Below are 17,628 nucleotides of genomic sequence, written 5' to 3'. Positions count from 1 at the left end.
TGGAGCCTTCACCGGGGGCCCGCCCACATACGGGGGCCCGGCTGCCGAGACCCTCAGCCGATGGCCTGGTCTTCGTACACCTGACAATGTTCTTCGCTCAACCTTCCCCCAGCATCTCGCGGTAGACACCCAAGTAGCCCGCCACCATCCGATCGGCGCTGAACCTGAGTTCGGCCCGCGCGCGGCAGCCCGCGCGATCGACCGTGGTGACGCGGGTCAGGGCGGTGACCGCCTCGTCGAGGGAGTCCACCAGGAAACCCGTCACCCCCTGGTCCACGACTTCGGTCATCGATCCGCGCCGGTAGGCGACGACGGGCGTGCCGCAGGCCATCGACTCGACCACCGACAGGCCGAAGGGCTCGTCGAACGCGATGGGATGCAGCAGGGCGGCGGCGCCGCCGAGGATCTCGCCACGCTGCGCGGGTCCCACCGATCCGAGGAACCTGACCTGCCTTCCGTCGACCTCCGGAGCGACCCGCTTCTCGAAGTACTGCTCGTCCTGGACGATCCCGCAGATGGTCAGCGGCATGCCGGCCCGCCGGGCGATTTCGATGGCGGTGTGCGTCCCCTTGTCGGGATGGATGCGGCCGAACGCGATCAGCCGCCGGCCGCCCACCGGATCGAAGGGAAACGCGTCGAAATCGATGCCGTGGTGCACCGTGGCGACGTAGTCCAGTTCGGGGGCACGGTCCGCGTCCGAGATGGACACGTAGGTGGACCGGGCATGGGCGTAGGCCGGGAGTATCCCCTTTCCGGAGAATCCGTGAACCGTGGTGAGCAACGGAGCCCGGCAATGATCGGCGAAGGCCAGCGGCAGCCAGTCGAGATGGTTGTGGACGAGATCGAACTCATGCGAACGGCTCAACGCGTGCGCGACATGCATCGCCTCCCACACCCGCCCGTCGAGCGATCGATCGTCGGCGTACCCGCGCGGGCAGACCCCGTCCAGGGATCCAGAAGTGACGGAGTCCAGCGTGGCGAAGAGCGTCACGTCGACACCGGCGGCGGCGAGGCCCTCGGCGAGCAGGCTCGTGACCTGCTCCCACGGGCCGTAAAGACGCGGAGGCGTACGCCAGGCGACCGGTCCCAGCAGCGCCACTCTCACGAGACGGTGGCTGGGGTCCGCCGCACCGGAACACGATCGTCTGACATGGACGCCATCACTCCTTCGGGTTCACATTCAAGTCCGGTCCTCCCTTCCGGACAATCGTGAAAGAGAGAAGAGCTCATCTCGTACCGTGATCACCAGAAGGTGGTCACCGGCACATCGGCGAGGCGTCTATCGGGCCCGTGCCCGGCGCGGGCGGGCCGGGCAGCGGCGCGACGGCACCTGCAGGCGAAAGCCGGTCGTCCGGGGCCGGCCGGTGAGCTCGAGCAGGCGTCGTACCTGCGGGGAGGGCGACCGCAAGGTCAGGGTGTGGCCGCTCCGGAGACCGGCCGCGGCGGTGACCAGGGCGCGTAACCCGCCGACGTCGCAGAACACCAGGCCACTGAGATCGACCGAGAAGCTGCCGCGGCTCGCCATCGAGTCCAGCGCGGAGGACAGGGCGGGCAGCGTGGCGCGGTCGAGTTCGCCCTCGATCCGCAGGCCCACGTGATCGGCGAGCGGCGTGATCCGTAAAAGTCGGCCGACAGCCGTGCTGGGTGAGAGCTCGCCGGCCGGGTCTGCGGTGTTCATGCTGGCTCCTGCCGGCGGGGGTACGGGAAACCTGGCTGAGAGAACGGTCAGGTGTGGTGATGTGATCGTCCAACAGCCCCGGCCAGGCGGAAAGCAGCAATCCGCGCCCTGCTCATCTCCAGGTGAGAACACCGGCCGAGCGGACGATCGCCCTCAGTCCTTCCCGGGAGGCACGGGTTGGGTCGGTGGTTTCGGAGACGGCGGGAGGGGGATCGGATCTTCCTTGAAGAGCTCGGGCACGGCCCTGTAGAGGATGGCCGTGATCGGCACGGCCACGACCGCGCCCGCGATCCCGGCCAGGATGCCGCCGACGGCCAGCACGATGATGATCGCCAGCGGGTGGAAGTGCAGCACCCGGCCGACGATCAGCGGCTGGAGCACGTGGTTCTCCAGTTGCTGCTCGACGATCAGGATGCCGATGAAGATCAGCGCGTAGATCGGGCCTTTGGCGCCGAGCGTGACCAGCGTCGCGACCGCGCCGGCGAAGAGGATGCCGACGATCGGGATGAAGCTGGCCAGGAAGATCAGCACGGCGAGCGCCGCCCAGAGCGGGACGCCCATGATGGCCAGCACCAGGCCCATGAGCACGCCGTGCACCGCGGCCACGGCCACCGTGCCCTGCACGTAGTGGGACAGCGTGGCCCAGGCGGTCCGCCCGGCGCGGTCGACCCGCGGCGCCATCCGGCCGAACCCCTTGAGGAACCAGGACCAGATCTGGTCACCGTCCTTGAGCAGGAAGAACGTCACGAACAGCAGGAGCACGATCGAGGCCAGCACTTCCACCACCACCACGGTGCCGGCGAGAACCGTCGTGGTGATCTGCTGCTGCCGCTCGCTGATCAGCTTGGCGATCTCGTCCACCAAGCCGCTGAGCTGGATGGGCTCCAGTCCCAGAGGGCCGGTGTAGAGCCACTCCTCCACCGACTTCGCCGTCTGCCTGACCTGTGTCACCAGCCCGGGGAACTCCTGGTTGGCCCGGACGCCGATGATCCAGCCCGTCCCGCTCAGCACCGCGAACGCGACGATCATGGTGATCCAGGTGGCGTAGATCGACCGCAGGCCCGACATCCGCAGTTGCCGGGTGAGCGGGAAGAGCAGCGCGGTCAGGAGCAGCGCGATCGCCACGGGCAGGGCGATGAGGCGCATCGTCGCCACGAAGCCGAACACATAGTTGGCCACGATGCCGATGACGATCAGACACGCGCACCACGCGGCCATCCTGGCCAAGGTCGGAGGGACTAACCGCAGCAGGCGTTCCTGGCGTGAATCCATGCATGGAGACTTCCCCACCGGGGGGAGACAGGCGCGCTTCCCAGCTTCGATCCGGGAATTTTGCAGAGTGAATAGCTCCACCCGGCCGCCTGAAGATCGCAATGCTTGTCGTCCTGGCTGGGTCTCTACGCCGAAGGCGTGTCACGATGTCGACTGATCCGGCTGCGATCGAGTGGCCGCATCTGTGGGCTCGGCTGCCGTGGATGGGGGCACGCCGTGTGAGGGGCCGCTGCGCCTGCCCCGCCCCGCTGAAGAGGTCATGAGGTAGTGTGGAGACACCGAGGACATTTCGAGCGTCGGCATTCAGGTCTGCGTCGCCCCCGGCGAACCAATACCGGCCCCTTCACCAGGGCCTGGACAGGTCAGCCGACCATGATGCCGACACTGACTCCTCAATCCGCACCCCTCAGCACCGCCTCCTCCGCGATCCCTCGCTTCGATTCCGCGCTACGACTCAGCCTTCACCCCGTGCTGGATCGCCGAGCCGTCGTGGACGGAGCCTGGTGGCCCCACTCCCGCGACGCCGCCGCCGAACTGCCCGAACTCATCGCCGCCGCCGACCAGCGACTGGGCCGGACCACGCTGAGGATAGGCCTGCACCATGACGCCTGGCAGGGCATTCCACGCCGCATCCTCGCCCGTGGGCGGCAGGTCCGCGTCGGCTGGTTCCGCCACACCGACCCGCGGGTGATCACTCTTGTCCTCGCCGCCGGCGAGCCGATCGTCCTGCTGATCATCCCGCCCGACACCGCCCCCGACGCCGCCGAGACCACGCTCAAGCTCACCGCCCGGGACATCGCCGGCCTGACCACCGACGACATTCTCACCCGGGCGGGCCCGCCACCCGATCCCGCGTTCCGCGCGGGGACCGGCGACAGCCCCGCTCGCTGGGAGAACGAGGGCGGATCGGTCATCGCACAGTAGGCGACAGCCGCAGACGATCGAGCCTCAGCCCTGGCGTGAGGTCACCCACGTGCCGCCTGCCGGCCGGATTGAGCGGCTCAGGCACCGCCCCTCGTGGCGGCGGGCCGATCTCCGGCCGGCAGGCATCTCATCGCATCGCGGCTTCTCCGGCAAGGAGACTCTCCATGACCACCCCCCGCACCGGCTCTCCTGCACGTCCGCCCACGCTCCTCTCGTCCGGCAGGAGAAGATCCGTCCGCCCTGGAGCAAGGGACAGAGTGGTGGCGACCCCGCCGATCCGGGAGGTCCACCCGAACAATCGCACGGCGTCCCATGTCTCACCGCAGTCCGACTGAGAGGGGGGATCGACCGGTTCGACGTGTTCGCGGGGGCGAGGGGTGTCCGTGAGAGACCTGACGGCGCGGGCCGTTGCCCTTCCGATCGTCCACCGATCCTCGGCCGTGATCCGCCCGCGGCAAGATCACCGATCGTGAAGAAGACCACGATCACCGCACTGGTGGCCTGCGGCTGCCTGCTGGCGGCGGGCGCGCCCGCTCAGGCCGCCCCCAAGGACCCCGTACGCGCGCTCAAGAGCAAGCTCACCGCCGGCCACGGCGTGCGGTTCACCGAGACGACCACGCTCTCCGGCGGCGGCAAGAAGAAGATCCAGAGCCGCAAGGGGACCTTCCAGTTCAACGCCAAGGGCGTGGCGGCCTCCGACATCACCGCGACCTCCCCGACCCGGCCCCGCGAGCGTACGATCAGCGTCGGCAAGGTCAGCTACACCTCGGGCGGCATGTGGGAAGGCCGCTTCCCGGAGGGCAAGACCTGGCTCAAGGGCAACGCCATCCTCGGCGGCGGCAGCGGCTTCTACGGGCAGGTCATCAACCCGGCCGAGCCGAAGACCCTCGCGGCGCTGGTCAAGAAGGGCAGACTGCGCGGGAGCAGCCTCACCGGGAAGATCACCTTCAAGGAGCTGGAGAAGGTGTCACGCTGGTTCGACGCGTCGATCCCGCTGCGCATGCACAACGACACGAAGGTCTCCTACACGCTCACGCTGACCTCGGCCGGGCTCGTGAGCAGGGTGAAGTCGTCGTACGCGGCCACGGGCGTGTTCGACACCAACCAGCACGAAGGCAAGACGATCGTGATCGACAGCCGCTTCACCGGGTGGGGCGCCAAGGTGTCCATCAAGGCGCCCGATCCCGGGAAGGTGACCACCGACATCGGAGACTGACCGTCCGCGTGCGCCGGGCCTCAGCTCGCCGCCTGCTTCACCAGTGCGCTGATCCGCGCCTCGACCTCGGGCGTCACCTCGGTCAGGGCGAACGCGACCGGCCACATGGGGCCGTCGTCCAGGTTCGCCCGGTCGCTGAACCCGAGCGTCGCGTAGCGGGTCTTGAACTTCCCCGAGGGCTGGAAGTGGCAGACGATCTTGCCGTCCAGCGCGTAGGCGGGCATGCCGTACCAGAGCCTCGGCGCCAGGGCCGGAGCGCCGGCCATGACGGCGGCGTGCACGCGCTCGGCCATGATCCGGTCCTGGTCCGGCATCTCGGCGATCTTGGCGAGCACGTCTCGCGCCGCTTCCGCCGCCTTGTCCGCGTGCGTGCCGCGCCGTGCCGCCTTCTTCCGTTCGGTGGCGTGCTCCTTCATCGCGGCCCGCTCCTCGGCCGTGAATCCCTCGTACGTGCTGCTCATGACAGGACATCTCTTTCGAATCTTTCGAAGATGTGCGGAACGGCTCAGACGGACGCGGGCTCCCAGACGAACCCGTCCGGGTCGGTGAAGGGCCCGGCGTCGCCGCCGATCACGAGCCGGTGCGACCCGGCGCCCTCCTGGGCGACTCCGGTGTCCTTGGCCAGCGCGCGGCGCGGGTAGAGCGCCAGCGTGACGGCCGACGACGGGGTGTCGAACTCGACGTACTTGCCGCCGAAGCTCTTGGCCACGGCCAGGCCGCGCTCGACGTAGAACCGCTTGCTCGCCTTGACGTCCGCCACTCCCAGCAGGAGGGCGACCTGCTCGATGCGCCGGGCGGCGGGGCCGGTGTCCTTCTTCTTCGAGGTAGCGATCTTGCAGATCGTCCCGTCCGGGGCGCGTACGACGCCGCCGTAGCCCCAGAACCCCTTCGCGGCCGGCTTGAGCGTCGTGGCGCCGGCGTCGAGCGCGGCGCCGATGAGGGCGTCGACGTCACCCGGCTGGGCCGCCACGAGTGACAGCGCGAAGCCGCGGAAGCCGGTCGCCGGCGCGTCGGAGGCACGGACGTGCACGTACGGGTCCAGGCCGAAGGCCCGGTAGAAGGCGTCCGCGGCGGCGGGGTCGGGGACTTCCAGGGTGACGGATGCGAAGGAGGTCATGGCGGTTCCTTTGGGAGAGTCGGGGTCGTGGTCGATCAGGGGGCTCATCGGTCCTGGATCAGTCCGAGGACGTTGCCGTCGGGGTCGGTGACGGTGGCCACCAGGCGGCCGGCGCCGACCTCGTGCGCGGCCTCCCGCACGGTGGCCCCCGCGGCCGTCATCTCGGCCACCTTCGCCTCGATGTCGGGCACGTGCCAGTACGCCACCGGCGAGGTCATGCCCTGCGGCCCGCCGCCGGGCACCAGCCCGATGTGCTGGCCCCCGGCCTCGAAGCCGACGTAGTAGGACGAGTCGGTCTGCGGCTCGACACCGAGCAGGGCCGCGTACACGGCCTTGGCCTTGGCCAGGTCGGTCACCGGGTGCAGCACGGTCTTGATGGAGATGGTCATGGTCGCTCCTCGTGGTTCGTCGCTGGGTAAAGCCTGCCGCCCGGCCCGTCCGGTCCACATCCGTGCTCACCACGGAATCCGGCCACGGATCGACGGCACGGACCACGTACGGAGCGGATGCGCCAAACTGGGACAGTGGCGACAGAAGTGGATATCTCGGCTCGGGAAGCCGAGGTGCTGAACCTGGTCGGGGCCCATCTCAGCAACGCCGAGATCGCGGCACGGCTGTGCATCTCGGTGCGCACGGTGGAGAGTCACGTCTCCTCGCTGCTGCGCAAGCTGGAGGTGCCGGACCGCCGGGCGCTGGCTCGGCGCGCGCCCGAGCCGGCCGGCGCCGCCCCGTCGCCGGCGCCGGTCCTGCCGGCCCCGCTGACCTCGTTCGTCGGACGGGCGAGCGAGCGGGCCGAGCTGGCCGAGCTGATCAAGGCGAACCGCCAGGTGACCGCGGTCGGTCCAGGCGGAGTCGGCAAGACCCGGCTGTCGCTGGCCGTGGCCGCGCGGGCGGCCGGCGAGTACGCCGACGGCGTGTGGTTCGCCGACCTGGTCCCGGTCACCGATCCCGGCCTGGTCGCCACCGCCGTCGCCGGGGCCGTCGGCCTCGGTGAGGAGCCCGGCCGCGACCTGACCGAGTCGGTGGCCGCCGCGCTGGCCGACCGCCACGCGCTGCTGGTGCTGGACAACTGCGAGCACGTGCTGGACGGGGTGGCGCTGTTCACCGAGCGGCTGCTGGCGGCGTGCCCGCGCGTGACGGTGCTGGCGACCAGCCGGGCACGGCTCATGGTGCCGTTCGAACGCGTGTACACGGTTCCGCCGCTGTCGCTGTCCGCCGACAGCGGGTCCGACGCGGTCGCGCTGTTCATGGAGCGGGCCGCGGCGGCGGGCCGGCCGCTGGATCCCGCGCTGCGCGACCAGGTCGCCTCCGTCTGCGAGCGGCTGGACGGGATGGCGCTGGCGATCGAGCTGGCCGCCGCCCGGTGTTCCACGCTCGGGCTGGACGGCATCGCCGCCGCCCTGTCCCACCCGCTGCGGATGCTGACGGGCGGCTCCCGCGCCGACGAGCGGCATCGTTCGGTGCGGGGGGCGCTGGACTGGAGCCACGCGCTGCTGGAGCCGGCCGACCGGGCGCTGCTGCGCCGGGTGTCGGTGTTCGTCGCGCCGTTCACCGCCGCCGCGGCGGCGGAGGTGGCCGGGGACGAAGAGGGCATCGTCGCCGAAGGGCTGGCCCGGCTGGCCGAACAGAGCCTGCTCGTGGTGACGGCCGCCCCGGGCGGGACCGGGTACCGGGCGCTGGAGACCATCCGCCAGTACGGGATGGAACGGCTGTCCGAGGCCGATGAGCTGGCCGTCACCCGATCCCGCCACGTCCGCTGGTGCCTGGAGCGGGCCGACGGGCTGGCGGTGGCGCGGGAGGGCTGGCGGGCCGGGTTCGACGCGGTGGCGGACGACCTGCGCGCGGCCCTGACGTGGGCGGCCGACCGGCCGGAACGGCGCGCGGAGGCGTACCGCCTCGCCCGGTGCCTGGCGGAGCTGACCTTCACCCGCAACCTGATCGGCGAGTCCCAGGAGCGCTACGAGCAGGCCGCGGCGCTCGCCGGCGACGACGCCGCCGCGCCGATGCTCCGGCAGGCCGCCGCCGTGGCCGGGTGCAGGATGCGCGGCGACGACATGTACCGCCTGCAGCGCGCCGCCGCGGACGCCGCCCGCCGGTCGGGCGACCTCACCGGCGCCGCCTGTGACCTGGCGACCGCCGCCGCCAACGCCTGCCGGTTCTCCGGCAAGTTCGTACGGGAACTGCCACCGGAGGAGACGGACGCGCTCATCACCCGGGCACGGGAGCTGGCCGGCGGCGACGCGGCCGCCGAGGCCGCCGTGGCGCTGGCCGAGGCCGGGCGGGCGCTCACCGAGGTCGGTGCGGAGGAGGGCCTGGACGACGCGGTCCAGGCGACGATCGCCCGCGCGGAACGAGCGGTCGAGCTCGCCCGCCGCACGGGCGACCCGCTCGCCGAGTCCGCCGCGCTCGACACGCTCACCTGCGCCCGGAGCTGGGCCGGTGACACGTTCGCCGCCGCGGGCACGGCCCGGCGGCGGATCACGCTGCTCTCGTCCGCGCCGGAGACCCCGGCCGGCACCCACGAGCTGATCGAGGCGCTGGGGGAGGCGGCCGAGGCCGGCATCGGCACCGGCGACCTGCCGGGTGCCCGCCGGTGGGCGCGGCGGCTCGCGGAGCATCCGTTGCTGGCGGAGGTCGGCCACCGCGCCACGGGCTGGCTCCTGGTGGCCGACGCGCTGGCGGGCGACGTCGAGGACGTGCTCAGCGGCGGCGTGCGGTTCCTCGACGCGTGGCAGCGGGCCGGCCGGCCCGCCAGGTCGGTCCTCGGCCCGCCGGCGGCCGCGGTGGCGATGACGCACGCCCTGCGCGGCGACCTGGACGCCTCGCGCGAGTGGAGCGCGGTGCTGGGCCGGCTCGACGACTCCCCGGGGAACACCCGCGGCTACGGGGCGGTCTTCGACGCGCTGCCGCTCCTCCACCGCGGGCAGGCGGCGGAGGCGCTGGAGCGGCTGGCGCCCGAGCCGGGCGAGGTGTGGCAGTGGGTCACCTGGATCTGGCTCCACTGGTACGTGGCGCTGCGCGCCGAAGCCGCCGTGCTGGCCGGGAGCCCCGACGCCCGCGACCGCGTGGCCGGGGCGCGGGCCGTCGTGGCCGGCAACCCGGTCGCCGGCGCCATCGTGGAGCGAGCCGGAGCCCTGCTCGACGGCGACCGGGAGGCGCTGCCCGCCCTGGCGGCCGCCTTCGACGCCGCCGGCTGCCGCTACCAGTCCGCGCGAACCCTGGTGCTCGCCGGCGGCGCCCACGCCTCACGCGGCGCCGCCACGCTACGCGACCTCGGACTCGCCCCGATGGCCCCAGCTCCGGCGCCGCCCGAGGGCTAGAACCGGACGGGGGCCTCCGCGTCGATCGTGGATGGTCTGTATTCGCGCAGAAACAGCAGGGCGGCACGGGCCGCGTCCTGGTCCGGTGCCGTGTCCTGGCGTCGCATTTCCGCGGCCGCGTACGACCTGACCAGGCGGTGCAGCTCATAGCGGTGGGGGCCGGTCTGCTCGGCGAGGTGGTTCGCCACCAGGTGGTCGAGGTGGGCCCGTACCCGGTCGACCGGCATGCCGACGAGTGCGGCGACCGGGCGCGGGTCGAGCACCGGGCCCGGATGGAGACCGCCGGTGAGGCGCAGGACGCGCTTCGTCGTCGTGTCGAGCCGCTCGTAGGAGGAGGACAGCATGGCGTGCACCGCGTCGTCACCGGAGGCGACGGCGTCCGGATCGGCGTCGATGTCCCGTACGAGGTCCGTGAGCGGCAGCTCGGGCTGACGCGCGAGTCTCTCGCCGATGACGCGCAGGGCCAGGGGCAATCCCTCGGCCAGGGCCGCGAGGCGGCGTGCCTGGTCCGTCTCCCGCCAGGCCGGGTCCTTGGCGAGCAGGGCCGCGAGCAGGGCGGCCGACTCGTCGTCTGACAGGGGGCGCAGGACGACCCGTGTGGCGGCGCCGCTCGCGACGAGCCCTCGTAGCTGGTTGCGGCTGGTGACGACGACCACCGGCCCGCGGCCCGGCAGGAGAGGCCGCACCTGCCGGGTGTCGAGAGCGTTGTCGAGCAGGACGAGCAGGCGGCGGCCGGTGGTGCGCGTCCGGAAGAGGGCGGACGCCGCCGTCTCGTCGGCCGGTATGTCGCCGGGGGCGACGCCGAGGCCGCGGAGCAGGGCGCGCAGCGCGTCGGCGGGTTCGAGCGCCGGCCGCGCGTCGAAGCCTTGCAGATCGAGATACAGCTGCCCGTCCGGGAAGTCCCCGGCCACGGAGGCGCACCACCGTATCGCCATGGCCGTCTTGCCGACGCCGCCACGACCGACGACGACGGCGGTCCTGGCCGCGGAACCCTCCTCGGCCAGGGCTTCGTCCAGGAGCCGGAGTTCCCTGGCACGGCCCACGAAGTGCCTGACGTCAGGAGGGAGCTCCCGTGGCGGCGTCACACCCGGGAAGGCGACGTCGTCGCCGGACAGGATCGCCTCGTGCAGCTCGCGCAGTTCGCGGCCCGGCTCGATCCCCAGCTCGTCACGTAACGTACGGAACACCGAGCTGTAGACGTCCAGCGCTTCCGCCCTGCGCCCGCACCCGCGCAGCGCCGTCATCAGCTGGGCCCAGTGGCGCTCACGCAGCGGATGCTCCCGGGTGAGAGCCCGCAGCTCCGCGATCAGCTCACCTGGCGGACCTGCCCGGAGTTCCAGGTCGACGCGCCGCTCGACGGCGTGCTGATACTGCTCGGTGAGGATGGGCACATCCAGGTGGTGCAGCACGTCCGACTCCACGTTCTCGCACGCCGGGCCGCGCCAGAGGCCCACCGCCCGGCGCAGGAGCGCCACCTCGTCCTCCGGGCGGCCGGCCCTAGCCGCGAGACGCAGCAGCCGCCGGAACTCGAGCAGGTCCAGCCGCTCGTGGTCGAGCTCCATGGTGTAGCCGCCGTCCCGCGTCCGGATCAGGCCGCCGTCGCCGAGCCATCGACGCAGGCGGACGACGTACGTCTGCACCACGCGGCGCGGGTCACGCGGGAGGCCGTCACCCCAGAGGCGCCTGGCCAGCTGGTCCACGGAGACGCACTGGTCGGCGTGCAGGAGCAGCGTGGCGAGCAGGACCCGGTTCTTCTGGCCCGGCACGGACGTCCGGATGCCCTCCTCGGTCGTGACGGACAGTGACCCCAAGATCGAGAAACGCGACGCCACCATGACGATCACCTTCGTGCGAGTGCCGGAGAACAGCCGCGGCACACGCTAGAGCGGACGGCGAGCCCGCTCGAACCTTTCGAACAGGGACTAACAGTCGCCCATGAGGCGTCACCCCCGGAAAAGCGGACCGCCGCGCGGACGAGGCCGGCGGCGGTGGCGAAGCGACGCGCGTCAGGACGGGCAGGTGCCCCCGTCGATGACCGTCATCCCCCCAGGCGCTATATAGCCGTTGCGCGACGGGACGGACAACCGGGAGTATTTCGTGTAATAAAAAATGATCACCGTGCCGCTGGGAATCGACCCCTTGGGGGTCCATCCCGTCGCCGTGCGATACAACGTCTTGCTGACGTTGAGCTTCGCCTGGGTCCAGTTGCACTTCGCGACCGTGGCTGTCGCGGCGGCGCTGCCGGTGAAGAGCGCGAGACCGACCGCGAGCGCGGTGCCGATAATGGCGATACGCACCTATATCCTCCGTTTCAAATCTGCTGGGGAACAGCGGGCAGGCTATTCCCGCGCACATTCATGCGGCCTTCGCGCCGCCTTCACGGGGTGTAGTGGGTCTCCTTGACGTACGTGCTGCCCCACACCTCGGCCAGCAGGTAGCGCTGGGGGATGAGCTTGCCGGGGTCGCGCAGCAGGATCTCCAGGATGTGCCACTCGGTGGGCGTCAGCCGCAGGCCGCCTGACACGGTCTTGCGCACCAGGTCCACGGTGTGGTCGCCGAGGTGGACGGCGGCGAGCTCGGTGTCCCGCGTGGCGGCGCGGCGGGAGACGGTGCGGATCTCGTCTCAGGCGCCGGCCGTGTCGAGGCGGGCGAACTGCTCGTCGGTGAGCTTGACGTCGAGCGCCGGCAGGGCCGCCTCGTACTGCTGGAGCGTGCGCGGCCCGATCAGCGGCACGACCGTGGGCGAGGTCTGGCGCAGCAGCCACGCGAGGACCAGCGCGTTCGGCGTCACGCCCGCCTCGGCGGCCACCTCGGCGACGGCGGCGAGCCGGGCCTCGGCGTCCGGGCCGCCGTACGGCTCCATCGCCCCGTGGCCCTCGCGCTTGGCCGGGTCGTCGTAGATGCCCTTGAGGATGGGGGAGTACGCCACCAGGGTCAGGTCGTCATGCGCCTCCAGGTAGTCCAGCTGCTCGTCGTCCACGATCGACGCGTGCCGGAGCCCGGCGCGGCGGCGCAGGTACGAGTGCTGCTGCTGGAGCGCGACCGGCGCCGGCCAGCCATGCCGGGCGCACAGCTGCCGGATGCGCTCCAGCCGCCAGGTCCGCGCGTTGGACCAGCCGATGTGGCGGGCCTTGCCGGCCCTGACGATCCCGGCGAGCGCCTCCAGCGTCTCCTCCAGAGGCGTGGCCCGGTCGTCGACGTGGACGTAGTACAGGTCGACGTGGTCGGTGCCGAGCCGGCGCAGGCTGCCGTCGATCGCCTCCCGCAGGGTCTTCGCCCCGGCCCCGGAGAACGTCCTGTAGGCCACCTCCCAGTCCGGCCGGCCGCCGGCCCAGACCGCGTCCAGGTCACGGGGGACGGCGCTGCCCTTGGTGGCCAGGAACACGTCCTCGCGCCGTCCGGTCCTGGCCAGCCAGCGGCCGATCAGCTCCTCGCTCTCGCCGCCGCGGCTGCCCCGGCGCTCCCACCAGGCGTAGCAGTCGGCGGTGTCCAGGAAGCCGCCGCCCGCCTCGGCGTACCGGTCCAGGATCGCGACGGCCTCGTCCTCCGGCGTGACGGTGCCCATGATCATGCAACCCAGGGCGAGTTGGCTGACCTGTTCACCGGTACGGCCGAGCTGCACGGTCTTCATGTGATTCGCGTCCTTCCTCGATCTCGTGGCGATGACGCCCGCGATCCCGGCGGCCCCCGTGGCGCGCCCGTGTCATGACGCTAGAAGCTCGAGTGCGCTCCAGGTCAAGTGCCCGGCCGGTGGGCCACCGGGTTCGACGCCGAGTCCGGTGCAGCCGGTAAATAGACGTGGATCGATGCCGGGCCGGAGGCGATCATCAGGGAGTCAGTTGCCATGTCCCCCTGAAGATCGGGAATGTACGCGCGATCCCACCGGTCGGAAGGGGCTCTATGGGGGTCCCGATGGCCATGAAGCACGCTCCGGCGGACTCGACGGGCACGATACCGGCCGGGCCGCCGGTGGAGTTCCGGCTGCTCGGCGAGGTCGAGGCGGCGGCCGGCGGCCGGCTCGTGGATCTCGGCCACGCACGGCAACGCCGCGTCCTGGCGGTGCTCCTGATCGAGGCCAATCGTGTCGTGTCGGCCGACCAGATACTGGATCGGGTATGGGGTGAGGCCCCTCCGCAACGCGCCCGCGCGGCCGTCCACGGCTATCTGTGCAGGCTGCGGCGGGTGCTGACCGAGATGGACGGTGTCGGCCTCGTGCGCCGGCCCGGCGGGTACGCCCTCACCGCCGACCCCATGACCGTGGACCTGCTCAAGTTCCGGAAGCTGGTCGCCGAAGCCCGCGAGGCGGAGGAGGGCGGAACCGCCCTGGCCCTGTTCGACAGGGCGCTGCGTCTATGGCGCGGCGACCTGGTGGCGGGGCATGACTCCGCGTGGCTGAACGACGTCCGTCATGGCGTGGCCCTGGAGCGTCTGGCCGCCGAACTGGACCGCAACGATCTCGTCCTCGACCGCGGCGGGCACGCCGGGCTGCTGGCGGAGCTGACCGCCTCCGCCTCCGCGCATCCGCTGGACGAACGGATCGCGGGTCAGCTGATGCTCGCCCTCTACCGCTGCGGCCGCCAGGCCGGCGCGCTCGACGTCTACGAACGGCTTCGGCGACTGCTCGCCGAGGAACTCGGCGCCGGCCCCACCCGGGCACTGCGAGATCTGCACGTGCGGATCCTGACCACGGATCCGGCCCTGGTCGTACGCGAGCCCGTGAAGGCGGCCGAACGGCCCGTCCAGCCGCTGATCCCGCGTCAGCTGCCCGCGCCACCGCGGTCGTTCACCGGGCGGGCCCGCCAGCTCGCCGCGCTCGGCGAGGCCATGCGCGCGCCGTCCGGCCTGGGGGGCACCGTGACGATCAGCGGTGCCGGCGGCCTCGGCAAGACGTGGCTGGCTCTGCGGTGGGCCCATGAGAACGCGGACCGGTTCCCCGACGGCCAGTTGCACGTCAATCTCCGGGGTTTCGACCCGGCGGCGGATCCTCTGCACCCGGCGGTCGCGGTGCGCTCCTTCCTCGACGCTCTCGGCGTGCCGCCCGCCGTGATCCCGCCGGATCCGGAAGCGCAGGCGGCGATGTACCGGCACCTGACCGCCGGCAGACGCATGCTGATCGTGCTGGACAACGCCCGCGACTCCGCCCACGTGGCGCCGCTGCTGCCCGCCACTCCCACCTGCGCCGTGCTCGTCACCAGCCGCCGCAGGCTGACCGGGCTGATCACCGCGCACGGCGCCCGGCCGCTGGTCCTGGACGTGCTGACCGAGGCCGAGTCAGGCCGGCTGCTCACCCGCGAGTTCGGCGCGAGCCGGACGGCGGCCGAGCCCGAGGCCGTCGCCGCCGTGATCCGCCACTGCGGGGGCCTGCCGCTGGCGCTCGGCGTCATCGCCGCCCGCGCCGCTGTCCGCCCCGGGCTCTCCCTCGGCGTGCTCGCCGGTGAGCTGCGGCAGGCCACCACCCGGCTGGACGCCCTGGACGGCGGTGAACTGGCGGTCAACCTGCGGGCGGTCCTGTCCTGCTCGTACGATGCCCTGTCCTCCGGTGCGGCCCGCGTCTTCGCCCTCCTGGGCCGCGCCCCGGGACCGGAGATCAGCCTGCCGGCGGTGGCCAGCCTCACGGCGCTGACCGTCACCCGTACCCGGGCCCTCCTCCGCGAGCTGGTCAACGCGCATCTGCTGGACGAGCCGGTTCCTGACCGCTACCGGGCGCATGACCTGGTGCTGCTCTACGCGGCCGAGCTGTCCGGCCGTCTCGACGCCGGGGGAGCCGGGCTGAGGCGGCTGCTCGACCACTACCTGCACACCGCCCATCGCGCGGATCGGGCGCTCAGCCCGCACCGCGAGCCGCTGACGCTGCCCCCGCCCCGGCCCGGCGTCGTCGTGGCGGACATCGCCGACCATCGCGCGGCTCGGGCCTGGTTCGGCGCCGAGTACCCGGCGCTGCTGGCCACCGTCGACGACGCCGGGTCCGACGCGTACGTCTGCCGGCTGGGGTGGGCGCTCATGACCTTCTGCGACAGGCGAGGGCTGTGGCATGATCAGGCCGCGACGCAGCGCGCCGCCCTGGAGGCCGCCCGGCGTCTGGCGGACCGCCCCGCCGAGGCCCACGCCCACTGCGGCCTCGCGCTCGCGTACATCTCCGTGCGGCGGTACGGTGATGCCGGCGAGCACCTCCGGCAGGCCCTGCGACTGTTTCGTGCGCTCGGTGACCGCGCCGGGCAGGCCCACGCCCACCGCTGCATGGCCCGGCTGTTCGCACAGCAGGGCCACCACCGGGAGGCGCTGCCCCACGACGAGCAGGCATTCGACCTGTTCCGGACTCTGAAGAACCGGCGCGGCCAGGCCGCCGGGCTCAACGCCATCGGCTGGCACCACGCCCACCTGGGCCACCATCACCGAGCCCTCGCCCACTGCCGGCAGGCCCTGTCGCTCTACCAGGAGATCGCCGATCGTCAGGGCGAGGCGGCGACCTGGGACAGCCTCGGCTTCATCCGGCGCCGCCTCGGCCATCTCCGCCAGGCCGTCACCTGCTACGCGCGGGCGCTGGCGCTGTTCCGCGAGCTCGGCGCCAGGTACTCCGAAGGCCTGGCGCTGAGCTCGCTCGGTGACATCCTTCACGACGCCGGCGATCCCGCCGCCGCCCACCGTCACTGGCAGGACGCGTTCGACATCCTCGACCAGCTCGGCCACCACCGCGCCGAGGAGGTCCGGGTCAAGCTCGGCGGGGCGCGAAGCTCCGGTCCCTCGCGGCCGGTCGCGCCGCGAGGGACCGGATCGTGAGCCGCCGAGGTCACGGGGCCAGCCACACCTGGACGCCGAGCGCCTCGTCGTAGTAGTCGGCCGCGCTGAACACCTCGCCGTTGTCGCAGTTCCCCACGTGCGATCCGTACGCCGTGTCGTTGAAGGACCAGCCGCCCCCGCTGTCGCCGCTGATGCCGACGTCGTTGTCGGTTCCGACCAGCCGCTCCGTCGGGAAGGGGAAGGGGGCGAACGTGCAGGTCACCGAGACGCTGTCGACGTCGGGAGTGCAGTGCCTGACGTTGGAGGACCGGCCGTACTGGCAGACGGACTCGCCCAGGCTGATAGCGGCCACCGGCTCCACCGACCTCGCCTCCCGCACGTCGGCGCTGCTGGCGTAGAAGATCCCCGCCAGTACGGGAACGCCGAAGTGGTACTCCACGTCGCCCCAGGCCCGGCGATGCTGGAACTGGGGCGTGATCGGGAACGACAGGCCCGCGTCGGTCCAGTCGATCTCGTTCATGCCGTCGCAGTGGCCCGCGGTGGTGATGCCGGGAAGCACGCCGTTGGCGAGGATCGGCCAGCCGCTGGTGCACTGGGAGCCGCCGCCGCGCACCCGTTCCCCGCCGAAGCCGAACTCCAGGCTCGTGACCGGCTCGTCCCGCACGGCGAGATCGATGTGCGGGCGCAGGCCCTGCGGCATCGCGGACAGCACGGTCTCCGGCCGCGAGTCGACCCCCGGCGTTTCGGTGACCTGGGCCGGGATCCGCCCCGCGCCCACGATGTCGACGGACGTGGCCACGGAGGTGAAACCGTAGGCCACGAGCGCCTTGTGCACGGTGAGCTGGCGCTCCTCCAGCTCACCGAACGAGTACGGTTGCCCGTCCACGACGTCGATGTCCACGTCCGCGCCGGCCACCAGCCGGTCGACGAACGCATCGGCCGGCCCTTTGACGTAGAGCGTCGGCGCACCGCCGGGAAGGGGGTTGACGGCCGAGCCGACGAAGATCTCCGGCCTCTCGCGCGCGACCTTCGCGGCGACGTCACCGACGGCCTCCGCCGCCTTGCGGTCCGCCGCGGCCTGCGCCAGGGTCCAGCCCTTGCCCTCCGCGACCAGCTTCAGATCTTGACGCAGGGCTTCCGCCGGCGACTGAACGGGCGGCGGGTCCGGTAAGCCGGTACGAGCCGCGGCCGAGGCCGGCGTCCCGGCTGACAGCAGCAGCGCCGCGACGACGAGGGCGACCGGCCCATGAATGCGTTGTCTCACTGACATACCTCCACCGTCGATGTGTAGGCGCCAGCCTGCGGGCCGCTCCTTCCGCAAATCTTCGGCAACCCTTGAATCCGCAGGTCAAAGGCCCGTGGG

15 protein-coding genes are annotated in these 17,628 nt (G+C 72.0%); 4 read left to right on the top strand and 11 right to left on the bottom strand.

All coding sequences use genetic code 11. From position 1 onward, the window contains the following. Window positions 1-97 precede the first annotated feature (97 nt). From ABD999_RS11095 to ABD999_RS11085, 3 genes are all read right to left on the bottom strand, one after another. On the bottom strand, window positions 98-1,099 hold the full coding sequence (locus ABD999_RS11095; protein ID WP_271278002.1) for a glycosyltransferase family 4 protein: 1,002 nt from the start codon (window positions 1,097-1,099) through the stop codon (window positions 98-100). A gap of 180 nt (window positions 1,100-1,279) precedes the next feature. Then, the gene (locus tag ABD999_RS11090) at window positions 1,280-1,678 is read right to left on the bottom strand and encodes an STAS domain-containing protein (protein WP_271278003.1); all 399 of its coding nucleotides are present in this window, start codon (window positions 1,676-1,678) and stop codon (window positions 1,280-1,282) included. Window positions 1,679-1,831: 153 nt separating this feature from the next. Continuing rightward, window positions 1,832-2,950, bottom strand: coding sequence for an AI-2E family transporter (locus ABD999_RS11085; protein ID WP_271278004.1), 1,119 nt, complete (start codon window positions 2,948-2,950; stop codon window positions 1,832-1,834). 372 nt (window positions 2,951-3,322) lie between these two features. Between ABD999_RS11085 and ABD999_RS11080 the strand changes: the two genes are divergently transcribed. Next, on the top strand, window positions 3,323-3,874 hold the full coding sequence (locus tag ABD999_RS11080; RefSeq protein WP_345482667.1) for a DUF5994 family protein: 552 nt from the start codon (window positions 3,323-3,325) through the stop codon (window positions 3,872-3,874). 469 nt (window positions 3,875-4,343) lie between these two features. Then, a complete protein-coding gene (locus ABD999_RS11075; protein ID WP_271278005.1) occupies window positions 4,344-5,090 on the top strand; it encodes a hypothetical protein in 747 nt (248 codons plus the stop codon). Between the two features lie 20 nt (window positions 5,091-5,110). On the opposite strand, the gene ABD999_RS11070 is transcribed toward ABD999_RS11075, so the two are convergent. The 3 genes from ABD999_RS11070 to ABD999_RS11060 are packed head-to-tail and all read right to left on the bottom strand — an operon-like array spanning window position 5,111 to window position 6,596. Then, window positions 5,111-5,551, bottom strand: a complete 441-nt coding sequence (locus ABD999_RS11070; RefSeq protein WP_148031029.1) for an iron chaperone — start codon at window positions 5,549-5,551, stop codon at window positions 5,111-5,113. Between the two features lie 44 nt (window positions 5,552-5,595). Then, the gene (locus tag ABD999_RS11065) at window positions 5,596-6,207 is read right to left on the bottom strand and encodes a VOC family protein (RefSeq protein ID WP_148031030.1); all 612 of its coding nucleotides are present in this window, start codon (window positions 6,205-6,207) and stop codon (window positions 5,596-5,598) included. Between the two features lie 44 nt (window positions 6,208-6,251). Continuing rightward, window positions 6,252-6,596 (bottom strand): VOC family protein, encoded by a 345-nt coding sequence (locus tag ABD999_RS11060; RefSeq protein ID WP_148031031.1) that lies wholly within the window; start codon window positions 6,594-6,596, stop codon window positions 6,252-6,254. Window positions 6,597-6,713: 117 nt separating this feature from the next. Between ABD999_RS11060 and ABD999_RS11055 the strand changes: the two genes are divergently transcribed. After that, the gene (locus tag ABD999_RS11055; protein ID WP_345482665.1) at window positions 6,714-9,527 is read left to right on the top strand and encodes an ATP-binding protein; all 2,814 of its coding nucleotides are present in this window, start codon (window positions 6,714-6,716) and stop codon (window positions 9,525-9,527) included. Here ABD999_RS11055 and ABD999_RS11050 read toward each other — a convergent pair. The 4 genes from ABD999_RS11050 to ABD999_RS11035 form a co-directional block, all read right to left on the bottom strand. Then, a complete protein-coding gene (locus ABD999_RS11050; RefSeq protein ID WP_271278211.1) occupies window positions 9,524-11,362 on the bottom strand; it encodes an AfsR/SARP family transcriptional regulator in 1,839 nt (612 codons plus the stop codon). The two genes, ABD999_RS11055 and ABD999_RS11050, sit on opposite strands and share 4 nt — an antisense overlap. 171 nt (window positions 11,363-11,533) lie before the next feature. After that, window positions 11,534-11,824: a hypothetical protein gene (locus tag ABD999_RS11045; RefSeq protein ID WP_271278212.1), complete on the bottom strand. Its 291-nt coding sequence runs from the start codon at window positions 11,822-11,824 to the stop codon at window positions 11,534-11,536. A gap of 80 nt (window positions 11,825-11,904) precedes the next feature. Continuing rightward, a complete protein-coding gene (locus ABD999_RS11040) occupies window positions 11,905-12,063 on the bottom strand; it encodes a winged helix-turn-helix domain-containing protein (protein ID WP_271278213.1) in 159 nt (52 codons plus the stop codon). A gap of 87 nt (window positions 12,064-12,150) precedes the next feature. Continuing rightward, window positions 12,151-13,158 (bottom strand): aldo/keto reductase, encoded by a 1,008-nt coding sequence (locus ABD999_RS11035; RefSeq protein ID WP_271278214.1) that lies wholly within the window; start codon window positions 13,156-13,158, stop codon window positions 12,151-12,153. Window positions 13,159-13,439: 281 nt separating this feature from the next. On the opposite strand from ABD999_RS11035, the gene ABD999_RS11030 reads away from it, so the two are divergent. Then, the gene (locus tag ABD999_RS11030; RefSeq protein WP_271278215.1) at window positions 13,440-16,304 is read left to right on the top strand and encodes an AfsR/SARP family transcriptional regulator; all 2,865 of its coding nucleotides are present in this window, start codon (window positions 13,440-13,442) and stop codon (window positions 16,302-16,304) included. Window positions 16,305-16,314: 10 nt separating this feature from the next. On the opposite strand, the gene ABD999_RS11025 is transcribed toward ABD999_RS11030, so the two are convergent. Beyond that, a complete protein-coding gene (locus tag ABD999_RS11025) occupies window positions 16,315-17,529 on the bottom strand; it encodes a chymotrypsin family serine protease (protein WP_271278216.1) in 1,215 nt (404 codons plus the stop codon). Window positions 17,530-17,628 lie beyond the last annotated feature (99 nt).

Origin of the sequence: Nonomuraea ferruginea (assembly GCF_039540635.1) — a bacterium.
Taxonomy (GTDB): domain Bacteria; phylum Actinomycetota; class Actinomycetes; order Streptosporangiales; family Streptosporangiaceae; genus Nonomuraea; species Nonomuraea ferruginea.
This window is presented reverse-complemented; position numbering and strand designations above follow the sequence as displayed.